Genomic DNA, 23,610 nt, shown 5'->3' with positions numbered 1-23,610 from the left:
TCCCCACCGCCCGCCGGTGCCGCCGGGGTGCCGCCGCCGGCCCCGTCGTGGGCCGTCGCGGGGCTCGGGCGGGGGCGCGTGGGGCTCGGGCGTGCTGCCATGTCGGCGACATGGGGGCATCCCGCCGCCCCGGATACCGCTAGGTCGCCGACATGGCGGCCCGGCCCGGTGCGCGGCCCCCCGGCGCGGCCGGCGCGGCCCGGCGCGGCCCAGGCCGGGCCGCCGGCCCCGGCAGGTGTCCAGCCTGGGCCGGGGCGTCAGGAGGCGGCCAGGGCGCGCAGGAAGCGCTCGGCGATCGGGACCGCGCTCGACCCGCTCGACCCGCCCCGCTCCACGAAGACCGCGAACGCGACGTCGCCCTGCCAGCCGACGAACCAGGCGTGGGTGTGCGCCGGGTCGTCGTCGTACTCGGCGGTGCCGGTCTTGCCGTGCACGGGGCCGCCGGGAGCGTCCTTGAGGGCGGTGGCGGTGCCGGCGGTGACCACCTCGCGCATCATCGTGCGCAGCGGCTCGACCGACTCCGGCTTGAGCTGCGGCCCGGCGGGCGCGGCCTTGGCCGGGGCCGGGTCGACGACCAGCTTCGGCTGCTCCCAGTGGCCCCGGGCGACGGCGGCGGTGGCGGCGGCCATGGCCAGCGGGCTGACCAGGGTGGTGCCCTGCCCGAACGCGGCGGCGGCCTGCTCGGCCGGTGAGCCGCCGGCGGAGACCTTGCCGGTGAAGGCGTCCAGGCCGAGGTCCCACTCGGTCTCCAGGCCCAGTGCCCGGCCGGTCGCGGCGAGGCCGTCGGGGCCGAGCTTCGGCGCGAGCGCGGCGAACGCCGTGTTGCAGGACTTCGCGAAGTCGGTGCGGAACGGCACCGTGCCGAGGGCGAAGTTGTCGGAGTTCTTGAACGAGCGACCGTCCACCGTGAACGTCTTCGGGCAGGCGACCGGGCCGTCCAGGGTGACCGCCCCCCGGTCGAGCAGGCCGAGGGCGCTGACCATCTTGAACGTCGAGCCGGGCGGCACCTGGGCGGTGAACGCGAGGTTCTCGCCGGCGGCCCCGGGGCCGTTCGCGGCGGCCAGGACCGCGCCGTCGCCGACCCGCACCGCCACCAGCGCGGCCCGACGCTTCTCGCCGCGCAGGGCCGCGTCGGCGGCGTTCTGGGTGGCCACGTCGAGGGTGGTCCGCACCGGCTGGCCGGGCCTCGGCTCCTGCCGGAACAGCTCCGTGCCGGTCGGCGCGACGGTGCCGTCCGGCCCGGCCCGCTCGCTGATCACGGTGAGCCCCGGCGTGCCGCGCAGCCGTTCGTCGTGCCGGCCCTGGAGGCCGCCGTGGCCGACGAGGTCACCTTGCCGGTAGCGGTCGGGGTGGGCGGCCAGGTCGTCGGCCTGGGCCTGGTCGACCGAGCCGAGCAGCGCGCGGGCGAACTCGCGGGTCGGGGCCAGGTCGAGCTTCTCGGCCCGGAACTTGGTGCCGGGCAGGTCGTAGATGCGGGACCGGATCTGCCGGTACGCCTCCTCGCGCAGCGTCACCACCTCGACGAACGCGCCCGGGTCGGCGTCGGCGAGGCGCTTGGGCAGGTCGGCGAGGTCGACCGGCGGGGTGATGGCCGGCCGGACCGCCCGGAACGCGGCGTCGAGCTGCCGCGACACCGACTTCACGTCGGTCACCTCGCTCGGTTGCAGCCCGACGCGGACCACGGGCCGGGGCGTGACGATCGGCTCGCCCGCGCCGTCGAGCACCCCGGCCCGGGGCGCGGCGTCGCGGCGCACCGCGATCCGGTCGCCGTCGGTGAGCTGCTCGTGCACCACCTGGGGCTCCCAGATGACCCGCCACTGCCCGTCGTCGCCGGTGGTGAGCCGCACCTGCCGGTCGTATTCCCAGGGGGTGCCCCCGGGCAGGGACCAGGCGACCCGGATCCCGGCGGTGGCGGTGTTGGCGTCGACCTTCGGGTCGCCGGTGCGCCGCAGGGCCGGCGGGGTGTCGGCCAGCTCGCCGGAGAGCTCGCGGAGCTGGCGCGTCACGTCGGCGGCGGGGACCTTCAGCCCGGCCGGGGTCACGAAGCCGACGGCCTGGAGGTCGCCCTTGCCCCAACCGGACAGGAAGGCGTCAACGGTCGGTCCGGGGCCGTCGTCGGACGAGCAGCCGACCAACGCGCCGGCGGCCAGCACGGTGGCCGCGACCGCGGCGAGCGACCGCCGGGCGCGGCTGCGGCTGTGGGCGCTGCCGCGGCGGATCGGGCGCGTCAGGTGCATGCGGGCGGTCCCTCCTGATCTCCGACTGCCCGTCACGGTAGTACGACCGCTCCCCGCGCACCGCCCCGCCGGGCACGCCACGTGCGGGAAGACCTGTCGCGGGCAGGTGCATGAACATCCCGCGCGGGGTAATCCCCAGCCGGCCCACCAGGGATCTGCACGGTGGAAGGACTGGAGTCCCGACCGTACGCTCCGGGCCAAGGTCAACCGAAGCGCGCTCTTCGGCAGGGCCTAGGCTGAGCGGCAGAGTGACCCACAACGCGGTGGGTCGAGGGGAGTGGCACCGATGGACCGGCGTCCGGCGATCAAACCGGGACCCGACCTCCGGCAGGATGACACCGGCCGGGACGACAGTTTCGATTCGGCAACCGACGGGGACGGCTTCGGCCGACTCGACACAGGCGTGACCGGGATGACCGGTTCGAGCATCGACACCCTCTACGACCTCGGGCTGCCCGCGGAGGCGCTGGCCGACGACGTCGAGGATGCCGAGCTCGACGAGCCGGTCCCGAACGCCGAACGCCTGGTCGCCCAGGCCGTCGCACTGGCCGGGGACGACCACGATGCGGCGACACTGGTCAGCCGCTTCTGGCGGTTCGCCCCGGACGAGGAGCTGATCGGGTTCACCGCCGAGGAGATGCTCGACGCGGCCCGCGCCCACCGGGACCTCGCCCACCAGCGGGTGCCGGGCGAGCTGAAGCTGCGCATCCACGAGCCGGACGCCGACCAGCACCACACGGTGATCGAGATCGTCACCGACGACATGCCGTTCCTGGTCGACTCGGTGACCGCCCTGCTCAACGCCCACCACCTCGACGTGCACCTGCTGGTGCACCCGCTGGTCGTGGTGCGCCGCGAGCCGCTGGGCCGCCTCGTCGAGGTCGCCGCCGACGTGGAGCCCGACGACTCCATCGACGGGGACCTCGTCGAGAGCTGGATGCGGATCGAGGTCGACCCCGTCCGCGACGCCGCCGAGCGGGAGAAGCTGCGCCGCGAGTTGCAGCGGGTGCTCACCGACGTGCGGGAGGCCGTGGAGGACTGGCCGCGGATGCGCCAGCGCGCCCTGGCCCTGGCCGACGAGCTGGCCACCGCGCGCACCTCGGACAGCCGCCCGCCGGTGCCGGAGAAGGACATCACCGACTCGGTGGAGCTGCTGCGCTGGCTCGCCCACGACCACTTCACCTTTCTCGGCTACCGGGAGTACCGGCTGGTCGACGCCCCCGACGGCGAGGGGCCGGCGCTGGAGGCGGTGCTCGGCACGGGCCTGGGCATCCTGCGGTCGGACTCGCCGGAGGCGCGGGCGCTGTCGTCGATGACGCCCGAGGCGCACGAGAAGGTGACCGAGAAGCGCCTGCTGATCATCACGAAGGCGAACTCCCGGGCCACCGTGCACCGGTCGGCGTACCTCGACTACATCGGCTTCAAGGTCTTCGACGACGCCGGTCAGGTGGTCGGCGAGCGGCGGTTCCTCGGCCTGTTTTCCACGGCGGCGTACCGCACGAGCGTGCGGGAGCTGCCGGTGGTGCGCCGGAAGGTGGCCGAGGTGCTGGACCGCTCCGGTCTGAGCCAGCGCAGCCACTCCGGCAAGGACCTGCTCCAGATCCTGGAGACCTACCCGCGCGACGAGCTGTTCCAGATCAAGACCGAGGACCTCTACCACGCGGTGATCGGCGTGCTGCGGATGGCGGGCCGCCGCCAGCTGCGGGTGTTCCTGCGCCGCGACGCGTACGGGCGGTTCATCTCCTGCCTGATCTACCTGCCCCGGGACCGGTTCACCACGCAGAACCGGCTGCGCATGCAGGACATCCTGCTGCGGGAGCTGAACGGCGTCGGGGTGGACTACACCACCCGGGTCACCGAGTCGATGCTGGCCCGGGTGCACTTCATCGTGCGGACGGACCCGACCCGCCCGCCGGGGGACATCGACGCGGACCTGCTCGCCGAGGAGCTGGCCGACGCGACCCGGCTGTGGGACGACGACTACCGCCTGGTGCTGGAGCGCAAGCTCGGCGACGAGCAGGCCAAGCACCTGTTCAGCCGGTACGCCGACGCGTTCCCGGAGGGCTACAAGGACGGGCACACGCCGTACGAGGCGATGAAGGACCTGGCGAAGCTGGAGCTGCTGGAGGAGCCCGGCCAGCTGGAGATGCACCTGTTCCGCAAGCAGCTCGCGCCGCGCGCGGGCGTCGCCCGGGACGCCGACGTCGACGAGACGATGGACGTGCGGTTCAAGGTCTACCGCTACGGCGAGCCGATGATGCTGTCGGCGGTGCTGCCGGTGCTGCACTCGCTCGGCGTGAAGGTCGTCGACGAGCACCCGTACGAGGTGGAGCGGGTCGACGGGCGGATCTGGCTGTACGACTTCGGGCTGCGGCTGCCCGAGGGGCATCAGGAGTTGGCCGAGGTGCGCCCGCACGTGGAGAACGCCTTCGCGGCGGCGTGGCGGGGCGAGGCCGAGGTGGACGGCTTCAACGAGCTGGTGCTGCGCGGCGGGCTCACCTGGCGGCAGGTGGTGGTGCTGCGGGCGTACGCGAAGTACCTGCGGCAGACCGGGACGGTCTTCTCGCAGGACTACATGGAGCAGACGTTCATCGCGTACCCGAGGATCGCCGCGCTGCTGGTGGAGCTGTTCGAGGTGCGGTTCGCCCCCGGCGAGGCGAGCGTCGAGCAGCGCCGCGAGCGCGGCGGCGAGCTGGTGGCGGCGGTCAAGGCGGCGCTGGACGATGTCGCCAGCCTCGACCAGGACCGCATCCTGCGCTCCTACCTGACGCTGATCCAGGCCACCCTGCGCACCAGCTTCTACGCCAAGCCGGTCGGCGGCCGGCCGAAGCCGTACGTGGCGTTCAAGCTGGACCCGCAGGCCATCCCGGACCTGCCGGCCCCGCGCCCCCGGTTCGAGATCTTCGTCTACTCGCCCCGGTTCGAGGGCGTGCACCTGCGCTACGGGCCGGTGGCCCGGGGCGGGCTGCGCTGGTCCGACCGGCGGGAGGACTTCCGCACGGAGGTGCTCGGCCTGGTCAAGGCGCAGATGGTGAAGAACGCCGTGATCGTGCCGGTGGGCGCGAAGGGCGGCTTCGTGCTCAAGCAGAAGCCGGGGGACCGGGACGAGGCAGTCGCCTGCTACCAGGAGTTCGTCGGCGCGATGCTCGACGTCACCGACAACATCGTCGCCGGTGAGATCGTGCCGCCGGAGGACGTGGTCCGGCACGACGCGGACGACCCGTACCTGGTGGTGGCGGCGGACAAGGGCACCGCCACGTTCTCCGACATCGCCAACGAGATCTCGGCGGGGCACCAGTTCTGGCTGGGCGACGCGTTCGCCTCGGGCGGCTCCGCCGGCTATGACCACAAGAAGATGGGCATCACCGCCCGGGGTGCCTGGGAGTCGGTGAAGCGGCACTTCCGGGAGCTGGGGCACGACACCCAGACCCGGGACTTCACGGTGGTCGGCGTCGGCGACATGTCGGGCGACGTGTTCGGCAACGGGATGCTGCTCAGCGAGCACATCCGGCTGGTGGCCGCGTTCGACCACCGGCACATCTTCCTCGACCCGGACCCGGACGCCGCCACCTCGTACGCCGAGCGGAAGCGGCTGTTCGACCTGCCCCGGTCGTCGTGGGAGGACTACGACGAGAAGCTGATCTCCGCCGGCGGCGGGGTGTACCCGCGCGCCGCGAAGTCGGTGCCGGTGTCGCCGCAGGTCCGCGCGGTGCTCGGGCTGGCCGACGACGTCGACCAGCTCTCGCCGCAGGAGCTGATGAAGGCGATCCTGACGGCCCCGGTGGACCTGTTCTGGAACGGCGGCATCGGCACCTACGTCAAGGCGTCCTCGGAGACCAACGCGCAGGTGGGCGACAAGTCCAACGACGCGATCCGGGTCGACGGCCGCAGCCTGCGCTGCCGGGTGGTCGGCGAGGGCGGCAACCTGGGCTGCACCCAGCTCGGCCGGATCGAGTACGCCCTCGCGGGCGGGCGGATCTACACCGACTTCATCGACAACGCGGCCGGGGTGGACTGCTCCGACCACGAGGTGAACATCAAGATCCTGCTCAACACGGCGGTCGCCGACGGGGAACTGACCGTGCCGGAGCGCGACGAGCTGCTGGCCGGGATGACCGACGAGGTCGCCGAGCTGGTGCTGCGCGACAACTACGACCAGGCCCGCGCGATCAACAACTCGCAGGCGCAGGCCGCCTCGCTGCTCCCGGTGCACCGGCGGATGATCAACGAGCTGGAGCGCTCGGGCGCGCTGAACCGGGCGCTGGAGGCGCTGCCGCCGGACGAGGAGCTGGCGGCCCGCACCGAGACCGGGCTGACCGCGCCGGAGTTCGCGGTGCTGCTCGCGTACACGAAGATCGTGCTGGAGCGGGAGATCCTGGCCGAGGGTCTCGCGGACGAGGAGTGGACGACCGACGTCCTGGTCAACTACTTCCCGACGCCCATGCGCGAGCGGTTCGCCGACCGGATGGGTCAGCACCGGCTGCGCCGCGACATCGTCACCACCGTGCTGGTGAACGAGGCGATCAACCGGGGCGGCATCACGTTCGTCTTCCGGGTGGTCGAGGAGACGGCGGCGTCGGCGGCGGACGTGATCCGGGCGTACGTGGTGGTCCGCGAGGTGTTCGGGCTGCGCGAGCTGTGGGACGCCGTCGAGGCGCTGGACAATAAGGTCGACCCGGAGTTGCAGACCGCGGTCTACCTGGACACCCGGCGGCTGCTCGACCGGGCGGTGCGCTGGCTGGTGACCAACCGGCGCTCGCCGCTGGACGTGCCGGCGGAGATCGACCGGCTGCGCGCCGGGGTGGCCCGGCTGCTGCCCGGCCTGGAGAACCTCTTCTACGGCGGCGAGCGGGAGGCCATCGCCGCCCACATCGACGCGATGACCTCGCGGGGGCTGCCGCGCGGGCTGGCCGAGCAGGCGACCCGGCTGATGTACAGCTTCGGCCTGCTGGACGTGGTGGAGACGACGGCGACGAGCGGGCGGGACGTCGGCGAGGTGGCCTCGGTCTACTTCGTGCTCTCCGACCGGTTCCGGGTCGACTCGCTGCTGTCGAAGATCTCCCTGCTGCCCCGGGCGGACCGCTGGCAGACCCTGGCCCGGATGGCGCTGCGCTACGACCTGTACGCCGCGCTGGCCGCGCTCACCGCGGAGGTGCTCGGCTCGACGCCGGACTCGCTGCCGCCGCTGGAGCGGGTGGAGCAGTGGGAGCAGTCCAACGCGACGTCGATCCACCGGGCCCGGCGGGCGATGGGGGAGTTCGACGAGTCGCGGGCGGACCTCGCCGCGCTGTCGGTGCTGCTGCGCCAGATCCGCACGCTGGTGCGCACCTCGGCGGCCTGACGCCGGACGCGGTGCGGGGCGCGGCCGGTCGGGCATCCGACCGGCCGCGCCCCGCCTGCCCGCTCCGGCTGGTCAGCCGGTCATCGTGGCGAACACGATGACGTTGTCCACGTAGCTGCCCGCCGCCTGGTCGAACTGCCCGCCGCAGGTGACGATCCGCAGGCCGGCCCGGTCGTTGGGCCCGTAGACCAGCTCGGTGGGAAAGGCGGCCTTCGGGTACGCCCGCACCTCGTCGACGGTGAAGGTGACGCGGCTGCCGTCGTCCCGGGCCACCTCGACGGTGTCGCCGGGCTGGAGCGCGCCGAGGGAGTAGAACACGGCGGGGCCGCCGACCTTCGCCGAGTCGACGTGGCCCACGACGACGGCGTTGCCGATCTCGCCGGGGCTCGCGCCCGGGGAGTACCACCCGGCGCTCAACGCCTGCTCCAGCGGGGGGACCTGGACGGTGCCGTCCGGGTTGGTGCCGAGCGTCATGATCGGGGCGTCGACGCCGATGCGGGGGATCCTGATGGTGGTCGGGGTGGCCCGGGCCAGGCCGGTCGCCGACCGCTCCCCGTCCGCCGCCCCCGGGCCGGCGTCGAGGGGGCCCTGACCGGCGACGTTCCCGCCGTCGTCCGTGGTCCCGCCGACGCGGTCGGGACCGGCCTGGGTGACCGGCTGGGGCGGGCGGGGGGTGGGCGCGGCGCGCATGGAGGCGCCGACCATCCCGGCGCCCACCATGGCGAGCAGGACGACGACGGCCGCGCCGGCGGCGCGCCACGGTGTCCCGTGACGGCCGCCGGCCGGTGTCGCCGTCACGTCAGGCGAGGGACCCATTGGCCCGACGCCGCCGCATCAGCACGAGGCCGCCGAGCGCCGCGGCGCCCAGCATGCTCGCCCCGGTGGTGGCCAGCCCGCGGTCGGTGCCGCCGGCCGCGCCGCCGTCACCGCCCTCGACGTGGCCGCGCGGGAGCACGACCAGCTCGCCCTCGCCGCAGGAGCCCTTCAGCTCGTAGCGGCCCGGAGCGGCGTCCTCGGCGACCTCCGCCTCGCCGTAGTAGACGAAGTCCTTCTTGTGCTCCCAGGACTTCTCCTCGCCGTAGCCGGAGTCCTCGCCGTAGCCCTTGTCCTCGCCGTAGCTGGAGTCCTCGCCGTAGCTCTTGTCCTCGCCGTGGCTGGAGTCCTTGCCGTAGCTCTTGTCTTCGCCGTGGCTGGAGTCCTCGCTCGACCAGTCCTTCTCGGCCTTCTTCTCGGACTTGTCCCCGTAGCCCTTCTCGGCCTCCTGGTCGTGCTCGTAGCCGCTCCACTCGCCGGAGTCGTCGGCGGCACCGCCGCCCTTGCCGCCCTTGGCCTTCTCGTCCTCCTTGGCCTTGGCCTTCTCGTCCTCCTTGGCCTTCTCGTCTTCCTTGGCCCCGCCGTGCTCCTCGCCGGCCTTCTCCTCGCCGGCCTTCTCCTCGGCCCAGGCGCCCTCTTCCTCGCCCTGGTACCCGCGGTCCTCGTCCGCCGGGTGCAGCTTGACCTTGCCGGTCACCTCGGACCAGACGGCGGCGTGCTCCTGGGCCTCCGGGCAGATCTCCAGGATCTTGACCTTCTCGCCGGGCTTGACGACGTGCGGCTTGGCGTAGACCTTGCCGTCGCGGGTCTCGCCGTCGTAGTGGCCGTCCGCGAACGCGATCCCCGGCGTGAACACCAGCAGGGACGCGCCGCCGAGCGCGGCTCCCGCAACGACCTTCCCGAGCATCTTGTTTGCCATGACCTGCGTCACTCCATCCCTCTTCGTCCTGAGCCCGACGTCAGCCGAGCTACCCACGACGTTAGCCCCGTTCGCGAGCTATCAGGGGAAAGATTCGTGTTTTACAGTTTGCCGGGCGATGAGGTGAAGAGGGCTTTAGCGGTATTGATGCCATGTGTCGGATTGTTCGGGGTGGTCGACGGGGTTGCGACCTGCCGGGCGTTCCCGCACTCTTTCGAGTGGGGCGGGGTGCCCGCGTGCGGCGTCCCGGTCGACACCTTCGGTGCTCAGCCGCCCCGACCGGGGCGCTCGTCCCCGGTGGGCGGGGTCGCCCGGCATCGAACCATTGCCATGGAAGCGCTCCCATGCAAGAATTCCCTCACGCGGTACGGGGAGCCACACCGCGCAAGGCAGATGTCGAGGGCACCGGTTCCACCGGACGACGTCCGCCGCCCGGCCGGCCATGCAAGCGCCGGCCGCGCACCACCACCAAACTGCCCGTCCGGGTCGGGCACCCCCGAAATCCCCCGTGGCGCCGTCGACGTCCGTTCGATGTCGCGCGCCGTTCCGCCGGGCCGCGAGTCCGGTCTCGCCCAAGGAGATCAGTGGCATGAGTATGAGGAAGAGACTGTCCGGCCGCCGCCGGGCGCTCGCACTGACCGGTGCGGGCGCGCTGGTCGCCGGCGGTCTGGTGACCATTCCGGTCACCGCGGCCCAGGCCGCGACCCAGTGCAGCGTCGACTACACCACCAACGACTGGGCCGGCGGCTTCACCGGCAGCGTCACCATCAAGAACATCGGCGACGCCGTCTCGTCCTGGAACCTCGGCTTCACCTTCCCGAACAGCAGCCAGAAGGTCGTGCAGGGCTGGTCGGCGAAGTGGAGCCAGAGCGGGCAGAACGTCACCGCCGCGAACGAGTCCTACAACGGCTCGATCTCCAGCGGTGGCAGCGTGACCATCGGCTTCAACGGCTCGTGGAGCGGCAGCAACCCGAAGCCCACCTCGTTCACCCTGAACGGCGTGGTCTGCAACGGCGGCACCACCAACCCCACGACGCCGCCGCCGACCACCCCTCCGCCGACGACGCCGCCGCCGACCACCCCTCCGCCGACGACGCCCCCGCCCACCACCCCTCCGCCGACGACTCCGCCGGGGCAGAAGGTGGACAACCCGTACCTGAACGCCAAGGGGTACGTGAACCCGGAGTGGAAGGCCAAGGCCGAGTCCGTCGCGGGCGGCAACCGGGTGTCCAACACCCCCACCGCCGTGTGGATCGACCGGATCGCCGCCATCAACGGCACCCCGGACAGCAGCTCCAACGGGGCCATGGGCGTGCGTGACCACCTGGACGCCGCGCTCGCCCAGGGCGCGAACTACATCCAGTTCGTCATCTACAACCTGCCCGGCCGCGACTGCTCCGCCCTCGCCTCCAACGGCGAGCTGAAGCCGGACGAGCTGCCCCGCTACAAGTCGGAGTACATCGACCCGATCGCCGCGATCCAGGGCGACTCGAAGTACGCCAGCCTGCGGATCATCAACATCGTCGAGATCGACTCGCTGCCGAACCTGATCACCAACACCTCGGACAAGCCGGGCGGCACCGCGACGTGCGACACGATGAAGGCCAACGGCGGGTACGTCAACGGCGTGGGCTACGCCCTGGCGAAGCTGGGCGCGATCGGCAACGTCTACAACTACATCGACGCCGGCCACCACGGCTGGCTGGGCTGGGACAGCAACTTCAGCCCGAGCGCCGCGATCCTGCGTGAGGCCGCCGGCGCGTCCGGCAGCACCCCGGCCAACGTGCACGGCTTCATCGTCAACACCGCGAACTACTCGGCCCTCAAGGAGCCGTACTTCAAGGTGACCGACACCGTGAACGGCCAGACCGTCCGCCAGTCCAAGTGGGTCGACTGGAACTACTACGTCGACGAGCTCTCCTTCGCCCAGGCGTTCCGCAACGAGCTGGTCTCCAAGGGCTTCAGCAGCAACATCGGCATGCTGATCGACACCTCCCGCAACGGCTGGGGCGGCTCCGCCCGGCCCACCGGCGCGGGCCCGACGACCAGCGTGGACGCCTACGTCAACGGCGGTCGGGTCGACCGGCGCTTCCACACCGGCAACTGGTGCAACCAGGCCGGCGCGGGCCTCGGCGAGCGCCCCAAGGCCGCTCCGGAGCCGGGCATCGACGCCTACGTCTGGGTGAAGCCCCCGGGTGAGTCGGACGGCTCCAGCACCGAGATCCCGAACAACGAGGGCAAGGGCTTCGACCGGATGTGCGACCCGACCTACACCGGTAACGCCCGCAACGGCAACAACATGAGTGGCGCGCTGTCGGGCGCCCCGATCTCGGGTGCCTGGTTCCCGGCGCAGTTCACCCAGCTGATGCAGAACGCCTACCCGCCGCTCTCCTGATCCGGCGGAAGGCCTACCGGCCGCCGCGGGAGTGAGGCACCGCGCCGGCAGGTTCCCCCGGCCCCTGGTCCGACCGTCCACCGGTCGGGCCAGGGGCCCCCGCCTGTACCGGGCCGGCCCGCCCCTGGTCCGTCAGCCCCGGGCCGGCCCGCCCCCGGGGCGGGTCAGGGCACCGTCCGTTCCACCGCCGCCCGGCCCTGCTCGGCCAGGTCCCGGCGGGCCCGCTCGATGTTCTCCGGCGTCGGGTCCTGGCCCCGCGCCAGCACCAGGTCCTCCGGGTCCCACGGCTGCTCCGCGCCGGTGCGGATGGTGTCCCCGCCAGCGCCCGTGCCCCCGCCGTACGGGTCGCCGAGCAGGTCCTCGGTCGAACCGGCCCCCTCGACGACCTCCCCCGGCCCGGCGAAGGACGGGTCGGCCCGGTCCGCACCGCCGGTACGCAGCTGCGGCACCGTGCTCTCGTCGTCCACCGCCGCCGCCACCTCGGGGGTCTCCTCCAGCGGTCGCCCCGCGTTCGGCTCGCGCTCCGTCATCCTGCTGCCCTCCTGTGCGCCCAGGTGCTGCCTGATCCCCCCGGCGTACCCCGAAGGGCGGAGGGCATGCCGACGGCGCCGGACCCTGCGGTCCGGCGCCGTGGAATCGACCTCCTGCGCGGTGGCGGCTGGATCGTCCGTGCCGCCCGCTACGGGTGAACCGATCGGCGGCGACGCTCCGCCGCCTTCTCGTTGAACACCACCCGGGGCTCCGGACGGCCCCGGGCCAGCCAGAGCCCGAGGGTGATCGGCCAGAACAGGCTGGCGGACAAGGCGGTCAGAAACCAGCCCAGCCCGAACCCGTCGGACCCGAGGATCTTTATCGGGCCCTGGCCGACGCCGGCCCGCGACCGGATGACGATGGTGGCCACGAGAATTCCGAGAAGATAGACGATGCCGGGCACCGCTTCCATGACACTGTCCCCCTACAGCCGTTCGGTCCGTGGTCAGCGCGTTTCGACGAACGCCTTCTCGGTCATGCGGCAGCGCCCGTTGCCGCACTTCGGGCAGTGCAGCGTCTTGCACTCGAACACCGCCCAGTAGCCGGCGGGTCCCGCTCCACTCTTCGAGCCCGGTCGTGCGTACATCGGAACGCCACAGTGACAGGTGGGCCTGCTCATGCCTGCTACCTCCATCGATCAGTTGACAGAAGACCGTCGCCGACCGCTCAGTCGAGCCGCGGCGCGGGCAACGGAAAACACGGTTCCAGTTCCGGATGGCACCAGAACGGCGGAGTCTGGAAGACCGGTGCCGAACTGCGAGTAGAGCTCCTCGACGGGGTCGGTGTCGCCGCCACCGGCGACCGCCCGCGCAGCCACCGGGCGACGACGACCGATGCGCCACCGACGGCCGGGAGGCCGAGGCGCAGGGCTGAGGTCCACGATGCTCTCCAGATCCGGTGACGAATGCGTTTGGCGGGTGGTGGCGGCGGTACCGGATCGACGCGTTGATCCGGCGGGCTCGGGGCTGATTCGGCTGGCTCAGGAATGGGTGATCGGCGGGAACGCCCGACCGCCCGCCGGACGTCCACTTGTCCGACTGCTGCGCCCGGCTGCCGCTCGGCCCGGTGGTCCGCCGGAAAGACGGTCGCGTAACGGGGCCGGCGAGGACAAGCATGTCGGCAGAAGACCGGAAAACCCCGGTTCGTTGTCCGGTACCCAACTGTTGTCCGACCTGGACAGACGCCGGGATGCATACGGAAAATCACCACGAAGATCCGGATAATCGTCGGAGGCTCGGCAGTGGGACGTCCTGAAGGCTCTCTCGATCGTGACGGATCGCTGGCCACGGAATTCGCGTACTGGTTGCGCGATCTGCGTAACCGGTCGGGTCTGACGTACGAACAGCTCTCCCGGCGGACCGGATACGGCAAGAGCACCCTGCAGGAAGCCGCGGCGGGACGCCGGCTGCCCACCCTCGACGTCACCCTCGCCTTCGTCAAGGCCTGCGACGGCGACGAGGACGCCTGGCGGGACTACTGGACCCGGCTGAAGCGCGCCGCCGGCCAGGGGCGACCCTCAGGCGCGCCGGAGAGCCTCGACCTGACTCCTCCGTGGGTCGCCGCCGCCCGTCCGACGCCGCCCGAGCGCCGCCGGGCGCAGGCGGAACGGGAGCCGGCGGAACCGGCGTCCGCCGACGCCCCGAGCCGGACCGGCGACGAGCCGGCGGCCGGCGGTGTCGAGGGGCGCGCTCCGGCGTCCCGGCGGTGGTTGCCCGCCCGGTGGTGGATCGGGGCGACCGCCACGGCGGTGCTGGTGGTGTCCGTCGCCGTGGTCGGGTTCGTCGCGTTCGCCGACGCCGACGACCGGCCGCCCCCGGCGCAGGCCACCAGCGCGACGCCGAAGGCGCTGCTCGTCCAGAACAAGGTGGCGATCGGTCCGTCCGACCTGGTGGAGGACCGCACCCCCGCCTACCTGTCGGCGGAGCCGGCGGCCCGCTGCGCGGCGCGTGGCTGCAAGCTCGACGACACGGAGATGTGGAGCGGAACCCTCGTCCCCGTCACCTGCTGGGTGACCGGCACGGAGGTCACGAACCGGGACACCACGTCGGCGGGGATCGAGCAGAACCCGAACGGCGTCACCTCCCGGCTGTGGTACCGGGTGGTGTGGCCGGACGGCCGGGCCGGATTCCTCGCGGAGATATACGTGGCGCCCGAGTACCGCGGCGGACTCGCCCTGCCGGCGTGTTGACCCGCCCGCGCGGCGGCCTCCGTCGCCCGGCCCGCCGGCGGGGCCCGGGGCGCGCGTCGCGCCCCGGCCGTGGTCGGCCGGGGCGCGCGGGGCGGGGACGGTCAGCGGCCGAGCACCCGGTCCAGGAAGTCGCGGTACCCGCGCACCGCGATCCGGAGCTGCTCGGTGTCGTCGCCGGTCTGCTGCCAGTCGCCCAGCTTGTTCTTCTGCTCCGCGAGCGCGGCGGCCAGCGCCTCGATCGCCTCCCCGACCAGCGACTCGGCCTGGCCGGCGGCGGCCCTGGGGTCGTCGACGAAGCGGAGCTGGACGTCGCGCCAGCGGTCCCGGAAGCCCTGCGCCGTGCCGGGCTCGAAGAGGGTGGCGGCGTCCTCGGGCACCGCGCCCGCGGTGGGCCGGGCCGCCGCCGTGACCGCGCCGACGCCGTGGGCCGACGGGGCGTCGTCCCGCGCGTCCGGGTCGATCATGCCGGGCTCGGACCGGCCGTACCCGGCCGCGCCGGCGGCCACCGCGTCCTCCTGGCTGCGGTCCGCGCCGACCCGCCCGTCGACCGGGTGCCGGCCGTCGTGCTCGTGCCGGGTGCCGTGCTCGTGCCGGGTGTCGTCGGCGTGCCGGTGTTCCGCGTGGCGGCCCTCGCCACGCTCGTCGTCCGGTCCGCCGTCCGCCCACCGGGACCGGTCGTGCAGCCGGTCGGCGGCGGTCGGGTCGGCCCGCTCGTCGTCGAACGCGTCCGTCCTGCCCGGCGCGCCGTCGCCCGGCCTGGCGGTGTCCTCGGCGCGCGGGTCCCGCTCGTCCTCCGGGCGGCCGCTGGCCATCGCCGAGGCGGCGACCGCGCCGCCGACCGTGGTGGCCCCGAACGCGGTCGGCAACGGGGCGGGCTCGTGGAACTCGGGCTCGCCGTCGCCGCGCCCGTCGGCCACGGTCGGGTCGTCGAAGGTGCCCCGGTCGTCCAGCACGTCCTCGGGCACCTCGGCGCGGCCCTCGACGTCCCGGCCCCGGCGCGCCGCCGCGTCGCCGGTCGCCCGGCCCGGGGGCGGCACCGGCACCGGCGCGGACCGGACGGCCTCGGGGTGGTCGCTGCTCACCTGCTGCTCCTGGCGCATCTGGCTCTCCTCAACGGCTCGTGACGTCGTGCGGACGGTCGACCGGCGTCTCCTGCGCCTCCCGGGATGCGTGCTCCGGGTGGCGCTGCTCGGGCCGGTGGTGCTGCTCGGGCCGGTGGTGCTCCGGGTGGTGCTGGTCCGGGTCGCGCTGGTCGGGGACGCGGGCGTCCAGCGGATCCCCGCCGAGCAGGTCGGCGAAGAGGGCCCGGTAGTGGACGACGGCCTGGCGCAGCTCCTCGGTGCCGGCCTCGCCGCGCTCGTTGCGCAGCCGGATCTCGTGGGCGTCCCGGTAGTGCGAGAGCGTCCGGGCGTGCTCGACGGAGAGCTGGGCGATCTGGTCGGAGAAGTCCCCGGTCGGATACCCGCGCTCGGCGACGAGCCGGCCGACCAGCTCGTCGGCGTCGCTCACCGTCTCGGCGGGGGAGTCGACGAAGCGGACCTGGAGCTCCTCCCACGCCGCCGCGTACCGGGCCCGGGACTCGGGGGTGAGCGGGGTGAGCGTCAGCTCCGCGTGCCGGCGTTCCCGCTCCCGCAGCTCCCGCTCGGCGTCGGCGCGGCTGTCCCGTTCGGCGACGACCCGGTCGTATTCGGGCCCGAACCGGGACCGCAGCGCGCGGCGGCGGGCCGCCTGCCGGGCGACGACGGCCAGGACCGCGGCCACCACGAGTACGACGAGAACTATGACGATTACCTGCGTGGGCGACATGGCTCCTCCTTCGTCCCTCCGGTATTCCCTCCGGTCGCTGATCGCCAATCCCGATCCGGGGGACTTTCCTGGGCGATCGGCGGATGTCGGGTGACGGATGGGGGGTTCCCGCCCTGATGGGTCAGGACTCCGAAGCAGCGGAGCGTGCCGGGGCGAGCGCACCGGGCGAGAGGCCGGTACCGCATCCGGCGACGATTACGTATCCTGCCCAAGGCGCCCGTGCCGGTGCCCCGGTGCCGTGGCGGCGAAGCCTGGCCGGCACCGGTGCCACCCGCTGCCACACGTTCCGGGCGAGGTCTGATGAACACCCGCGACTGGCCGATCCGCTCGAAGCTGACGGCCCTGGTCGTAGCGCCGGTCAGCGCGCTGCTGGCCCTGTGGATCTTCGCCACCACGCTCGCCTTCGGTCCCGCCCTGGACCTGCTCTCCGCGGGCACCCTCCTCTACGACTTCGGCCGGCCCGGTGAGACGGTCGTCGCCGAGCTGCAACGCGAGCGCCGGCTGACCGTGGTGCAGCTCGCCGGCACCGCCGAGTTGCCGGAGCTGGCCGAGCAGCGGCGACGCACCGATGTCGCGGTCGCCGAACTGCGTCGCCGGGTCAACGGCGAGCGCCTGCGGGACGCCGCCGGCGACCTGCTCGACGCCCGGCTCGACCGGCTGCTCGGCGCGCTGGACGCGCTGCCCGCCGGCCGGGGTTTCATCGACCGCCGCGAGGTGGACCGGACGGGCGCGATCGGGCTCTACAGCGGCATGGTGGGCGCGGCCTTCCAGGCGTTCACCGCGCTGGCCGCCCTGCCCGACAACGACCTCAACCGGCAGGCGCTGGCGCTGACCGCGCTCGGCCGGTCCCGGGAGCTGCTCGGGCAGGCCGACGCGCTGCTCGCCGGGGTGCTGGTCACCGGGCGCTACGCCCCGGGCGAGCACACCCAGCTCGTCCAGGTCATCGGCAACCAGCGCTTCCTGACCGAGACGGCGGTGGCCGACCTGCCGGCGGACGACCGGGCGGCCTACCAGCGGCTCGCGGAGAGCGAGGCGTTCGTCCGGCTGCGCTCCCTCCAGGACGAGCTGGTGCGGGCCGATCCCGGCCGGACGCCGCAGCTCGACGCCCGGGCCTGGGAGACCAGCCAGGAGGCGGTCCAACGGGGACTGCGCGACTTCGAGCTCACCCAGGCCGACGCGATCGCCGACCGGACGGTGCCGGTGGCGGTCGGCATCCTGGCCCGGCTCGGCGTCGCCGGGGTGCTCGGGCTCGCCGCGATCGTGGCGTCGGTGCTGGTGTCGCTGCGGGTCGGCCGGTCGCTGGCGCGCCGGCTCACCGCCGTGCGCGACGCGGCGCTGGAGATGGCCGAGCACCGGCTGCCGGACGTGGTCACCCGGCTGCGTCGCGGCGAGGACGTCGACGTGGCCCGGGAAGCCCCGCTGCTGCAACACGGCGAGGACGAGATCGGCCAGGTGGGGCGCGCGTTCACCGAGGTGGGCCGCACGGCCGTCCGGTCCGCGGTCGACGAGGTGACCCTCCGGCGCGGCCTCAACGAGGTCTTCCTCAACATCGCCCGGCGCAGTCAGGGGCTGGTGCACCGGCAGCTCGCCCTGCTCGACCGGATGGAGCGCCGGGTCGAGGACCCGGACGAGCTGGCCGAGCTGTTCCGGGTGGACCACCTGGCGACCCGGCTGCGCCGGCACGCCGAGGACCTGGTGATCCTCGCCGGGGCCGCGCCGGGCCGGGGCTGGCGCAACCCGGTCGCGATGGTCGACCTGGTGCGGGGCGCGATCTCCGAGGTGGAGGCGTACGACCGGGTCGACATCGCCGACGTGCAGCCGGCCGCCACCGTCGGCCGGGCGGTCGGCGACGTCATCCACCTGCTGGCCGAGCTGATCGAGAACGCCACCGTGTTCTCCCCGCCCGGCACCCGCGTCGCGGTGCGGGGGCAGAGCCTGCCCAACGGGTACGCCGTGGAGATCGTCGACCAGGGCCTCGGCATGGCCGCACCGGCGCTGGAGGAGGCCAACCGCAGGCTGGCGACGCCGCCGGAGTTCGACCCGGCCGACAGCGCCCGGCTCGGGCTGTTCGTGGTCGCCCGGCTCGCCGCGCGGCACGGCATCCGGGTGCAGCTGCGGCCGGCCGCCCAGGGCGGGGTCACCGCCGTGGTGCTGATCCCGCACGGCCTGGTGACCAGCGAGCCGCCGCCCGGCCCCGCCGGCAGGCGGGCGGCGCAGGGCGCGGCCGACGACCGGCGGATGGCCAAGGTGACCCGGCTCAACACGCTGCCCCGGCCCCGCTCGGCCCGGATCACCCGGGAGCGCGGCGACTCGTCGACGGCCGTGGTCCCGCTGGTGCCCAGCCGCTCCGTGCCGGCCGACCCGGGCGACGGCGACGGCCTGCCCCGCCGGGTGCGCCGGCGCGGCCCCACCACCCGCCCCCGGCCGACGGCCCAGGACGCCCCGACCCCCCGCGCCCCGGAGGAGGCCCGGCGGCTGATGTCCGCGCTCCAGGCCGGCACCGCCCGGGGCCGCCGGGACGGCGTGGCCGGCGCGGCCGCGGACGGCGGCGACGCCGCCGGGGGCGACCCCCCGGCGGCCGGCCCCGGCCCGGCCCCGGCCGCCCCGACCGCCGCCGTTCCCCACCCGACCGCCGCCGGCGCGACGCCGGAACCGGACGTCCCGGCGGCGCCCCCGCAACCCACGACCGCAACTGAGAGGGACGCCTAGTGGTGCACAGGACGAAGCCGAACGTCGATCTCGACTGGTTGCTCGACGAGCTGGTGGAACGCCTACCGGCCGCCCGTGAGGCGGTGGTGCTCTCGGCGGACGGCCTCCTGCTCGGCGCGTCCGCCGAGCTCGACCGGACCGCCGCCGAGCACCTCTGCGCCCTGGCCTCCGGTTTCTCCAGCCTGGCCAAGGGCGCCAGCCGGCACCTCGCCGCCGGCGGGGTGCGGCAGACGGTGGTGGAGATGGAGTCGGCGTACCTCTTCGTCACCGCCGCCGGCCAGGGGGCGTGCCTCGCGGTCGTCGCCGAGGCCGACGCGGACATCGGCCTGGTGGCGTACGAGATGGCGATGCTGGTGATCCGGGTGGGCGAGAACCTGACGGCCCCGGTCCGGTCCACCTCGGGTGGGGCCGATGCGGGCTGAGTCCCCGGGGCCGCAGCACGAGTGGCTGGACGGCGACGCGGGCCCGGTCGTCCGCCCGTACACCCTGACCGGCGGGCGGGTCCGGCCGTCGGTCGGCCTCGACCTGGTGGCGTTCGTGCTCGCCGGCCGGGGCGTGGACCCGGCGGCCCACCCGCGGCTGCACCCGGAGCACCGCCGCCTGGTGGAGCTGGCCCGGCGGCCGGTCCCGGTCGCCGAGCTGGCCGTCGAGCTTGACCTCGCGGTGGGGGTGGTCCGGGTGCTCGTCGGCGACCTGCTCGCCCGGGGCCTGGTCTCGGTGCACGAGCCGGCCGGCACCGCGTTCCTACCCGACGACAACATCCTCAAGGCGGTGGTCAATGGACTCCGTGCGCTATGACCGGGACGGGTCCGGGGTGCGGATCCCGCTGGCCCTGAAGATCCTCATCGCGGGCGGCTTCGGCGCCGGCAAGACGACGCTGGTGAGCGCGCTGAGCGAGGTCCGGCCGTTGCAGACCGAGGAGGTCCTCACCGGCGCCGGGATCGGCGTGGACGACCTCTCGGGGGTGGAGGGCAAGTCCACCACCACGGTGGCCATGGACTTCGGCCGGATCACCATCAACGAGGACCTCCAGGTCTATCTGTTCGGCACCCCGGGCCAGGACCGGTTCTGGTTCCTCTGGGACGAGCTGGCCTTCGGGGCGCTCGGCGCGGTGGTGCTCGCCGACACCCGCCGGCTGGCCGACTGCTTCCCGTCGATCGACTACTTCGAGCAGCGGAACATCCCGTTCGTGGTCGGGGTGAACTGCTTCGACGACGGCCGCCGGTTCAGCCTGGACTCCGTACGGCACGCGCTGGACCTCGACCCGGGCGTGCCGTTGCTGTTCTGCGACGCCCGGGACCGCCAGTCCGGCAAGCTGGTGCTGATCTCCCTGGTCGAGCACGTCGCCCGGCAGCGCGGCGAGCCGGTGCCGGCCTGACCCGGGGGCGCACGGGTAGGGGCCGGGCCGACGTGGGTACGGTCCCCGGGGCGACGGGCCCGGCCGGCGCACGGCCGGCGGCGCACACGGACAGCAGCGGAGGGCGGACCGGATGACCGGGCAGCAGACGATCGTCCACATCGGGGGCTACACGGCGGCCACCGGGGGGCGGGGCGAGGGGATCGTCGCCGCCCGGCGCGACCCGGTGACTGGCGCGCTGACCCCGCTCGGCACCGCCGCGGCGACCCCGTCGCCGTCCTTCCTCGCCCGGCATCCCACCCTGCCGGTGCTCTACGCCGTCAACGAGCTGCCCGAGGGGGAGGTCAGCGCGTTCCGGGTCGGCCCGGACGGCGACCTGACCCCGCTCGGCTCGGTCGACACCGGGGGCGCGGAGCCCTGTCACCTGGCGGTCACCCACGACGGCCGGCACCTCGTGGCGGCCAACTACGGCGGCGGGAGCCTGGCGGTGTTCCCGCTCGACCCGACGGGCGCGCCGGGCGACCGCAGCGACCTGGTGGTCCACGCCGGGCACGGGCCCGACCCGCAGCGGCAGGAGAGGGCGCACTGCCACATGGTCAGCCCGGCGTCGGACGGCGGGCCGCTGCTCGCCGTCGACCTGGGGACCGACTCGGTCTACCGGTACGACCTCGACGCCGCCTCGGGGCGGCTGGTGCCCCGGGCGCCCCGGGTGCACGCCCCGGCCGGCTCCGGCCCGCGTCACCTGGCCCGGCACCCGGACGGCCGGCGTTGCTGGCTGGTGGGTGAGCTGGACGCCGCGGTCACCGCGTACGAGCTGACCGCCGACGGGGCGCTGCACCAGCGGGGCCGGGTGGACGCCAGCGGCCGCGCCGGGCACGTCCAGCCCTCCGAGATCGCCGTCGGCCCGGACGGGCGCTTCCTCTACGTCGGCAACCGGGGCGTCGGCACGGTATCGGTCTTCGCGCTCGCCGGTGACCTGCCCGAGCTGGTCGCGGAGGTGGCGACCGGCGGGGAGTGGCCCCGGCACTTCGCCCTGGCCGGCGAGCACCTGTACGTCGCCGACGAGCGCGCCGACATGGTCCGGGTGTTCCGGGTGGAGGCCGCGACGGGGGTCCCGACGCCGGTGGGGGAGCCCGTGGCGGTGTCCAGCCCGACCTGCGTCCTGCCGTGACCGCCGGCGACCGTGGCCGCCGGCCTGCGGGTCCCGGCCACGGGTCCCGCGGCGACGCCGGCCGGGGTCGCGGCCCTGATCAGGGGCGTGCCGGCGACCTCGGGGCACGGGCTAGTCACTCAGCGTCATAAAAGTGATGACATCTGTCTCTCCTGAGTAACTTTCGTCCGAACGGACGTGGCAGTACCAGCAGCGGGTCCGCAAGATGGTCACCGTGTCAGGCCGCCATCGTATGCAGTCAGGTATCCGCGGAGCAGGCGCGGTCGCGTCGGCGACGGCGCTCGTCGTCGTCATCGCGGGTGCCTGGTTCGGCTACCGGGCGCTGGTCCAGCCCGCCTGTTCGGGGCAGGTCCAGCTGTCGGTGGCGGCGGCGCCCGAGCTGGCCCCGGCGGTGCAGGCCGCCGCGGCGCAGTGGGTGTCCGACGGGGCGGCGGTCGGCGGCACCTGCATCGCCGTGAACGTCACGGCGGCCGAGCCGGTGGACGTCGCCGCCGCGGTGGCCGGCAAGCACGGGGTGCAGCTGGCCGGCGTCGGCCAGGCCAGCGGCACGGCGGTCACCCCGGACGTCTGGGTGCCGGACTCCTCGACCTGGCTGCTGCGGCTGAAGAACGCCGGGGCCACCGCGTTCGCCCCGGGCAACGGCGCGTCCATCGCCCGCAGCCCCGTGGTGGTGGCGGTGCCCGAGCCGGTGGCCGAGACCCGGTTCGGCTGGCCGGAGAAGAAGCTGACCTGGACCGACCTGCTGCGCCAGGTGAGCAGCAGCAAGCCGATCCGGGCCGGGATCGTCGAGCCGACGCAGGACGCGGCCGGCCTGTCCGGGCTGCTGTCGATGACCGCCGCCGCCAGCGGCGCGGGCGGCGACGCGCAGCAGGCCACCACGGGGGCGTTGCGGGCGCTGGCCACCGGCCGTTCCGCGCTGCGCGAGGACCTGCTGGCCCGGTTCCCCCGCTCCTCCGACCCGACGGCGATCGCCTCCGGCCTCGGCGCGGCCGCGCTGTCGGAGGAGGACGTGATGGCGTACAACGAGCGGAAGCCGCCGATCCCGCTGGCGGCGCTCTACCTGGAGCCGTCGCCGATGCCGCTGGACTACCCGTACGCGGTGCTGCCGGGCATCGAGCCGGCGAAGCAGGCCGCCGCGAAGGTGCTGTTCGAGGTGCTCACCACGCCGGGCTTCCGCAACCGGCTGGCCGAGCGGTCGCTGCGCGCGCCGGACGGCAACTGGGGCGACGGCTTCAACGCGCCGCAGGGCGCGCCGAGCCCGGCGGGTGGTGCGGCGACCGCGCCGGCGCCGGGCGGCAACGGCGCGGGAGGTCTGGACCCCGTCGCGATAGAGCGCGCCGTCTCCAGCTGGTCCATCGCCACCCAGTCCGGGCGGATGCTCTGCGTCATCGACGTCTCCGGCTCGATGAAGCAGCCGGTGCCCAGCGCCAACAACGCCACCCGGGAGCAGGTGACGGTCGCGGCGGCCAGCCGGGGCCTGAACCTCTTCGACGACTCCTGGTCGATCGGGCTGTGGACCTTCTCCACCGAGTTGGTCGGCAGCCTCGACTACCGGGAGCTGGTGCCGATCAACCCGCTCTCCAGCAACCGCAGCCGACTGGAGCAGGGGCTGGCCACGATCCGGCCCTCCAACGGCGACACGGGCCTGTACGACACGATGCTGGCCGCCTACAAGGCGGTGCAGGAGGACTGGGAGCCGGGGCGGGTCAACTCGATCGTGTTGTTCACCGACGGCAAGAACGAGGACGCCAACGGCATCTCCCAGCAGAAGCTGCTCGCCGAGCTGAAGCGGATCGCCGACCCGGAGCGGCCGGTGCAGGTCGTGATCATCGGCATCGGCAACGACGTCAGCAAGTCCGAGCTGGAGTCGATCACCAAGGTCACCGGCGGCGGCAACTTCGTCACCGAGGACCCGACCAAGATCGGTGACATCTTCCTCAAGGCGATCGCGCTCCGCCCGAACGCGCCTCGCTGACGTGCGCCATACTGAGTCATCAATCAGCGGCGAGGGCTCGCCGCGCGGGGAGACCCTTGCGCCGAGCCACGCGCCGCGCCGGTCCGCCAGCAAACTGACGGCAATACGTCCGAAGTAATCGGCGGCCATAGTTATTAAGAGAAGATGTCGAGGTGCTCCGGCGCCGTC

General features: G+C 73.8%; 17 protein-coding genes. 9 read left to right on the top strand and 8 right to left on the bottom strand.

The genetic code is table 11. The features are described from left to right. Positions 1-257: 257 nt before the first annotated feature. The gene (locus O7628_RS06230; protein WP_278129006.1) at positions 258-2,237 is read right to left on the bottom strand and encodes a penicillin-binding transpeptidase domain-containing protein; all 1,980 of its coding nucleotides are present in this window, start codon (positions 2,235-2,237) and stop codon (positions 258-260) included. A 286-nt stretch (positions 2,238-2,523) separates the two neighbouring features. On the opposite strand from O7628_RS06230, the gene O7628_RS06225 reads away from it, so the two are divergent. After that, complete coding sequence (locus tag O7628_RS06225; RefSeq protein ID WP_278129005.1) at positions 2,524-7,578, top strand: NAD-glutamate dehydrogenase; 5,055 nt, start codon at positions 2,524-2,526, stop codon at positions 7,576-7,578. 72 nt (positions 7,579-7,650) lie between these two features. Here O7628_RS06225 and O7628_RS06220 read toward each other — a convergent pair whose 3' ends face one another. Beyond that, positions 7,651-8,376 (bottom strand): class F sortase, encoded by a 726-nt coding sequence (locus tag O7628_RS06220; RefSeq protein WP_278129003.1) that lies wholly within the window; start codon positions 8,374-8,376, stop codon positions 7,651-7,653. Position 8,377: 1 nt separating this feature from the next. Next, positions 8,378-9,310 (bottom strand): hypothetical protein, encoded by a 933-nt coding sequence (locus O7628_RS06215; RefSeq protein WP_278129002.1) that lies wholly within the window; start codon positions 9,308-9,310, stop codon positions 8,378-8,380. Positions 9,311-9,899: 589 nt separating this feature from the next. Between O7628_RS06215 and O7628_RS06210 the strand changes: the two genes are divergently transcribed. Then, positions 9,900-11,705: a glycoside hydrolase family 6 protein gene (locus O7628_RS06210; protein WP_278129000.1), complete on the top strand. Its 1,806-nt coding sequence runs from the start codon at positions 9,900-9,902 to the stop codon at positions 11,703-11,705. A gap of 164 nt (positions 11,706-11,869) precedes the next feature. Here O7628_RS06210 and O7628_RS06205 read toward each other — a convergent pair whose 3' ends face one another. The 3 genes from O7628_RS06205 to O7628_RS06195 all read right to left on the bottom strand — a co-directional run bounded on the left by O7628_RS06205 (position 11,870) and on the right by O7628_RS06195 (position 12,822). Then, the gene (locus O7628_RS06205) at positions 11,870-12,235 is read right to left on the bottom strand and encodes a hypothetical protein (RefSeq protein WP_074477424.1); all 366 of its coding nucleotides are present in this window, start codon (positions 12,233-12,235) and stop codon (positions 11,870-11,872) included. 149 nt (positions 12,236-12,384) lie between these two features. After that, on the bottom strand, positions 12,385-12,639 hold the full coding sequence (locus O7628_RS06200; protein WP_074477426.1) for a hypothetical protein: 255 nt from the start codon (positions 12,637-12,639) through the stop codon (positions 12,385-12,387). 42 nt (positions 12,640-12,681) lie between these two features. Beyond that, positions 12,682-12,822, bottom strand: a complete 141-nt coding sequence (locus tag O7628_RS06195; protein WP_176735005.1) for a hypothetical protein — start codon at positions 12,820-12,822, stop codon at positions 12,682-12,684. Positions 12,823-13,539: 717 nt separating this feature from the next. Between O7628_RS06195 and O7628_RS06190 the strand changes: the two genes are divergently transcribed. After that, on the top strand, positions 13,540-14,424 hold the full coding sequence (locus tag O7628_RS06190) for a helix-turn-helix domain-containing protein (protein ID WP_278128996.1): 885 nt from the start codon (positions 13,540-13,542) through the stop codon (positions 14,422-14,424). Between the two features lie 101 nt (positions 14,425-14,525). Here the strand turns inward: O7628_RS06190 and O7628_RS06185 are convergent, their stop codons facing one another. Together O7628_RS06185 and O7628_RS06180 are read right to left on the bottom strand one after the other, a co-directional pair. Continuing rightward, on the bottom strand, positions 14,526-15,524 hold the full coding sequence (locus tag O7628_RS06185; RefSeq protein ID WP_278128994.1) for a hypothetical protein: 999 nt from the start codon (positions 15,522-15,524) through the stop codon (positions 14,526-14,528). Between the two features lie 10 nt (positions 15,525-15,534). Next, positions 15,535-16,230 (bottom strand): hypothetical protein, encoded by a 696-nt coding sequence (locus tag O7628_RS06180; protein WP_278128992.1) that lies wholly within the window; start codon positions 16,228-16,230, stop codon positions 15,535-15,537. A gap of 300 nt (positions 16,231-16,530) precedes the next feature. Between O7628_RS06180 and O7628_RS06175 the strand changes: the two genes are divergently transcribed. The 6 genes from O7628_RS06175 to O7628_RS06150 all read left to right on the top strand — a co-directional run bounded on the left by O7628_RS06175 (position 16,531) and on the right by O7628_RS06150 (position 23,442). After that, the gene (locus O7628_RS06175; protein WP_278128990.1) at positions 16,531-18,939 is read left to right on the top strand and encodes a nitrate- and nitrite sensing domain-containing protein; all 2,409 of its coding nucleotides are present in this window, start codon (positions 16,531-16,533) and stop codon (positions 18,937-18,939) included. Then, positions 18,939-19,361, top strand: a complete 423-nt coding sequence (locus O7628_RS06170; protein ID WP_278128988.1) for a roadblock/LC7 domain-containing protein — start codon at positions 18,939-18,941, stop codon at positions 19,359-19,361. Before O7628_RS06175 ends, O7628_RS06170 begins: the two co-directional genes overlap by 1 nt. After that, the gene (locus tag O7628_RS06165) at positions 19,351-19,737 is read left to right on the top strand and encodes a DUF742 domain-containing protein (protein WP_278128986.1); all 387 of its coding nucleotides are present in this window, start codon (positions 19,351-19,353) and stop codon (positions 19,735-19,737) included. Before O7628_RS06170 ends, O7628_RS06165 begins: the two co-directional genes overlap by 11 nt. Then, a complete protein-coding gene (locus O7628_RS06160; RefSeq protein ID WP_074477438.1) occupies positions 19,718-20,317 on the top strand; it encodes an ATP/GTP-binding protein in 600 nt (199 codons plus the stop codon). Before O7628_RS06165 ends, O7628_RS06160 begins: the two co-directional genes overlap by 20 nt. Before the next feature lie 112 nt (positions 20,318-20,429). Beyond that, positions 20,430-21,467, top strand: coding sequence for a lactonase family protein (locus O7628_RS06155; RefSeq protein WP_278128984.1), 1,038 nt, complete (start codon positions 20,430-20,432; stop codon positions 21,465-21,467). Positions 21,468-21,699: 232 nt separating this feature from the next. After that, the gene (locus tag O7628_RS06150; protein ID WP_178066211.1) at positions 21,700-23,442 is read left to right on the top strand and encodes a substrate-binding domain-containing protein; all 1,743 of its coding nucleotides are present in this window, start codon (positions 21,700-21,702) and stop codon (positions 23,440-23,442) included. The last annotated feature ends 168 nt before the right edge of the window (positions 23,443-23,610 follow it).

Origin of the sequence: Micromonospora sp. WMMD956, assembly GCF_029626125.1 — a bacterium.
In the GTDB taxonomy this organism is placed as follows: Bacteria; Actinomycetota; Actinomycetes; order Mycobacteriales; family Micromonosporaceae; genus Micromonospora; species Micromonospora carbonacea.
This window is presented reverse-complemented; position numbering and strand designations above follow the sequence as displayed.

Coding starts and splice junctions, on each gene's coding strand:
- O7628_RS06230 (WP_278129006.1), bottom strand. CDS start 2,237: ATGCACCTGACGCGCCCGATCCGCCGCGGCAGCGCCCACAGCCGCAGC.
- O7628_RS06225 (WP_278129005.1), top strand. CDS start 2,524: ATGGACCGGCGTCCGGCGATCAAACCGGGACCCGACCTCCGGCAGGAT.
- O7628_RS06215 (WP_278129002.1), bottom strand. CDS start 9,310: ATGGCAAACAAGATGCTCGGGAAGGTCGTTGCGGGAGCCGCGCTCGGC.
- O7628_RS06210 (WP_278129000.1), top strand. CDS start 9,900: ATGAGTATGAGGAAGAGACTGTCCGGCCGCCGCCGGGCGCTCGCACTG.
- O7628_RS06205 (WP_074477424.1), bottom strand. CDS start 12,235: ATGACGGAGCGCGAGCCGAACGCGGGGCGACCGCTGGAGGAGACCCCC.
- O7628_RS06195 (WP_176735005.1), bottom strand. CDS start 12,822: ATGTACGCACGACCGGGCTCGAAGAGTGGAGCGGGACCCGCCGGCTAC.
- O7628_RS06185 (WP_278128994.1), bottom strand. CDS start 15,524: ATGCGCCAGGAGCAGCAGGTGAGCAGCGACCACCCCGAGGCCGTCCGG.
- O7628_RS06180 (WP_278128992.1), bottom strand. CDS start 16,230: ATGTCGCCCACGCAGGTAATCGTCATAGTTCTCGTCGTACTCGTGGTG.
- O7628_RS06175 (WP_278128990.1), top strand. CDS start 16,531: ATGAACACCCGCGACTGGCCGATCCGCTCGAAGCTGACGGCCCTGGTC.
- O7628_RS06165 (WP_278128986.1), top strand. CDS start 19,351: ATGCGGGCTGAGTCCCCGGGGCCGCAGCACGAGTGGCTGGACGGCGAC.
- O7628_RS06160 (WP_074477438.1), top strand. CDS start 19,718: ATGGACTCCGTGCGCTATGACCGGGACGGGTCCGGGGTGCGGATCCCG.
- O7628_RS06155 (WP_278128984.1), top strand. CDS start 20,430: ATGACCGGGCAGCAGACGATCGTCCACATCGGGGGCTACACGGCGGCC.
- O7628_RS06150 (WP_178066211.1), top strand. CDS start 21,700: ATGCAGTCAGGTATCCGCGGAGCAGGCGCGGTCGCGTCGGCGACGGCG.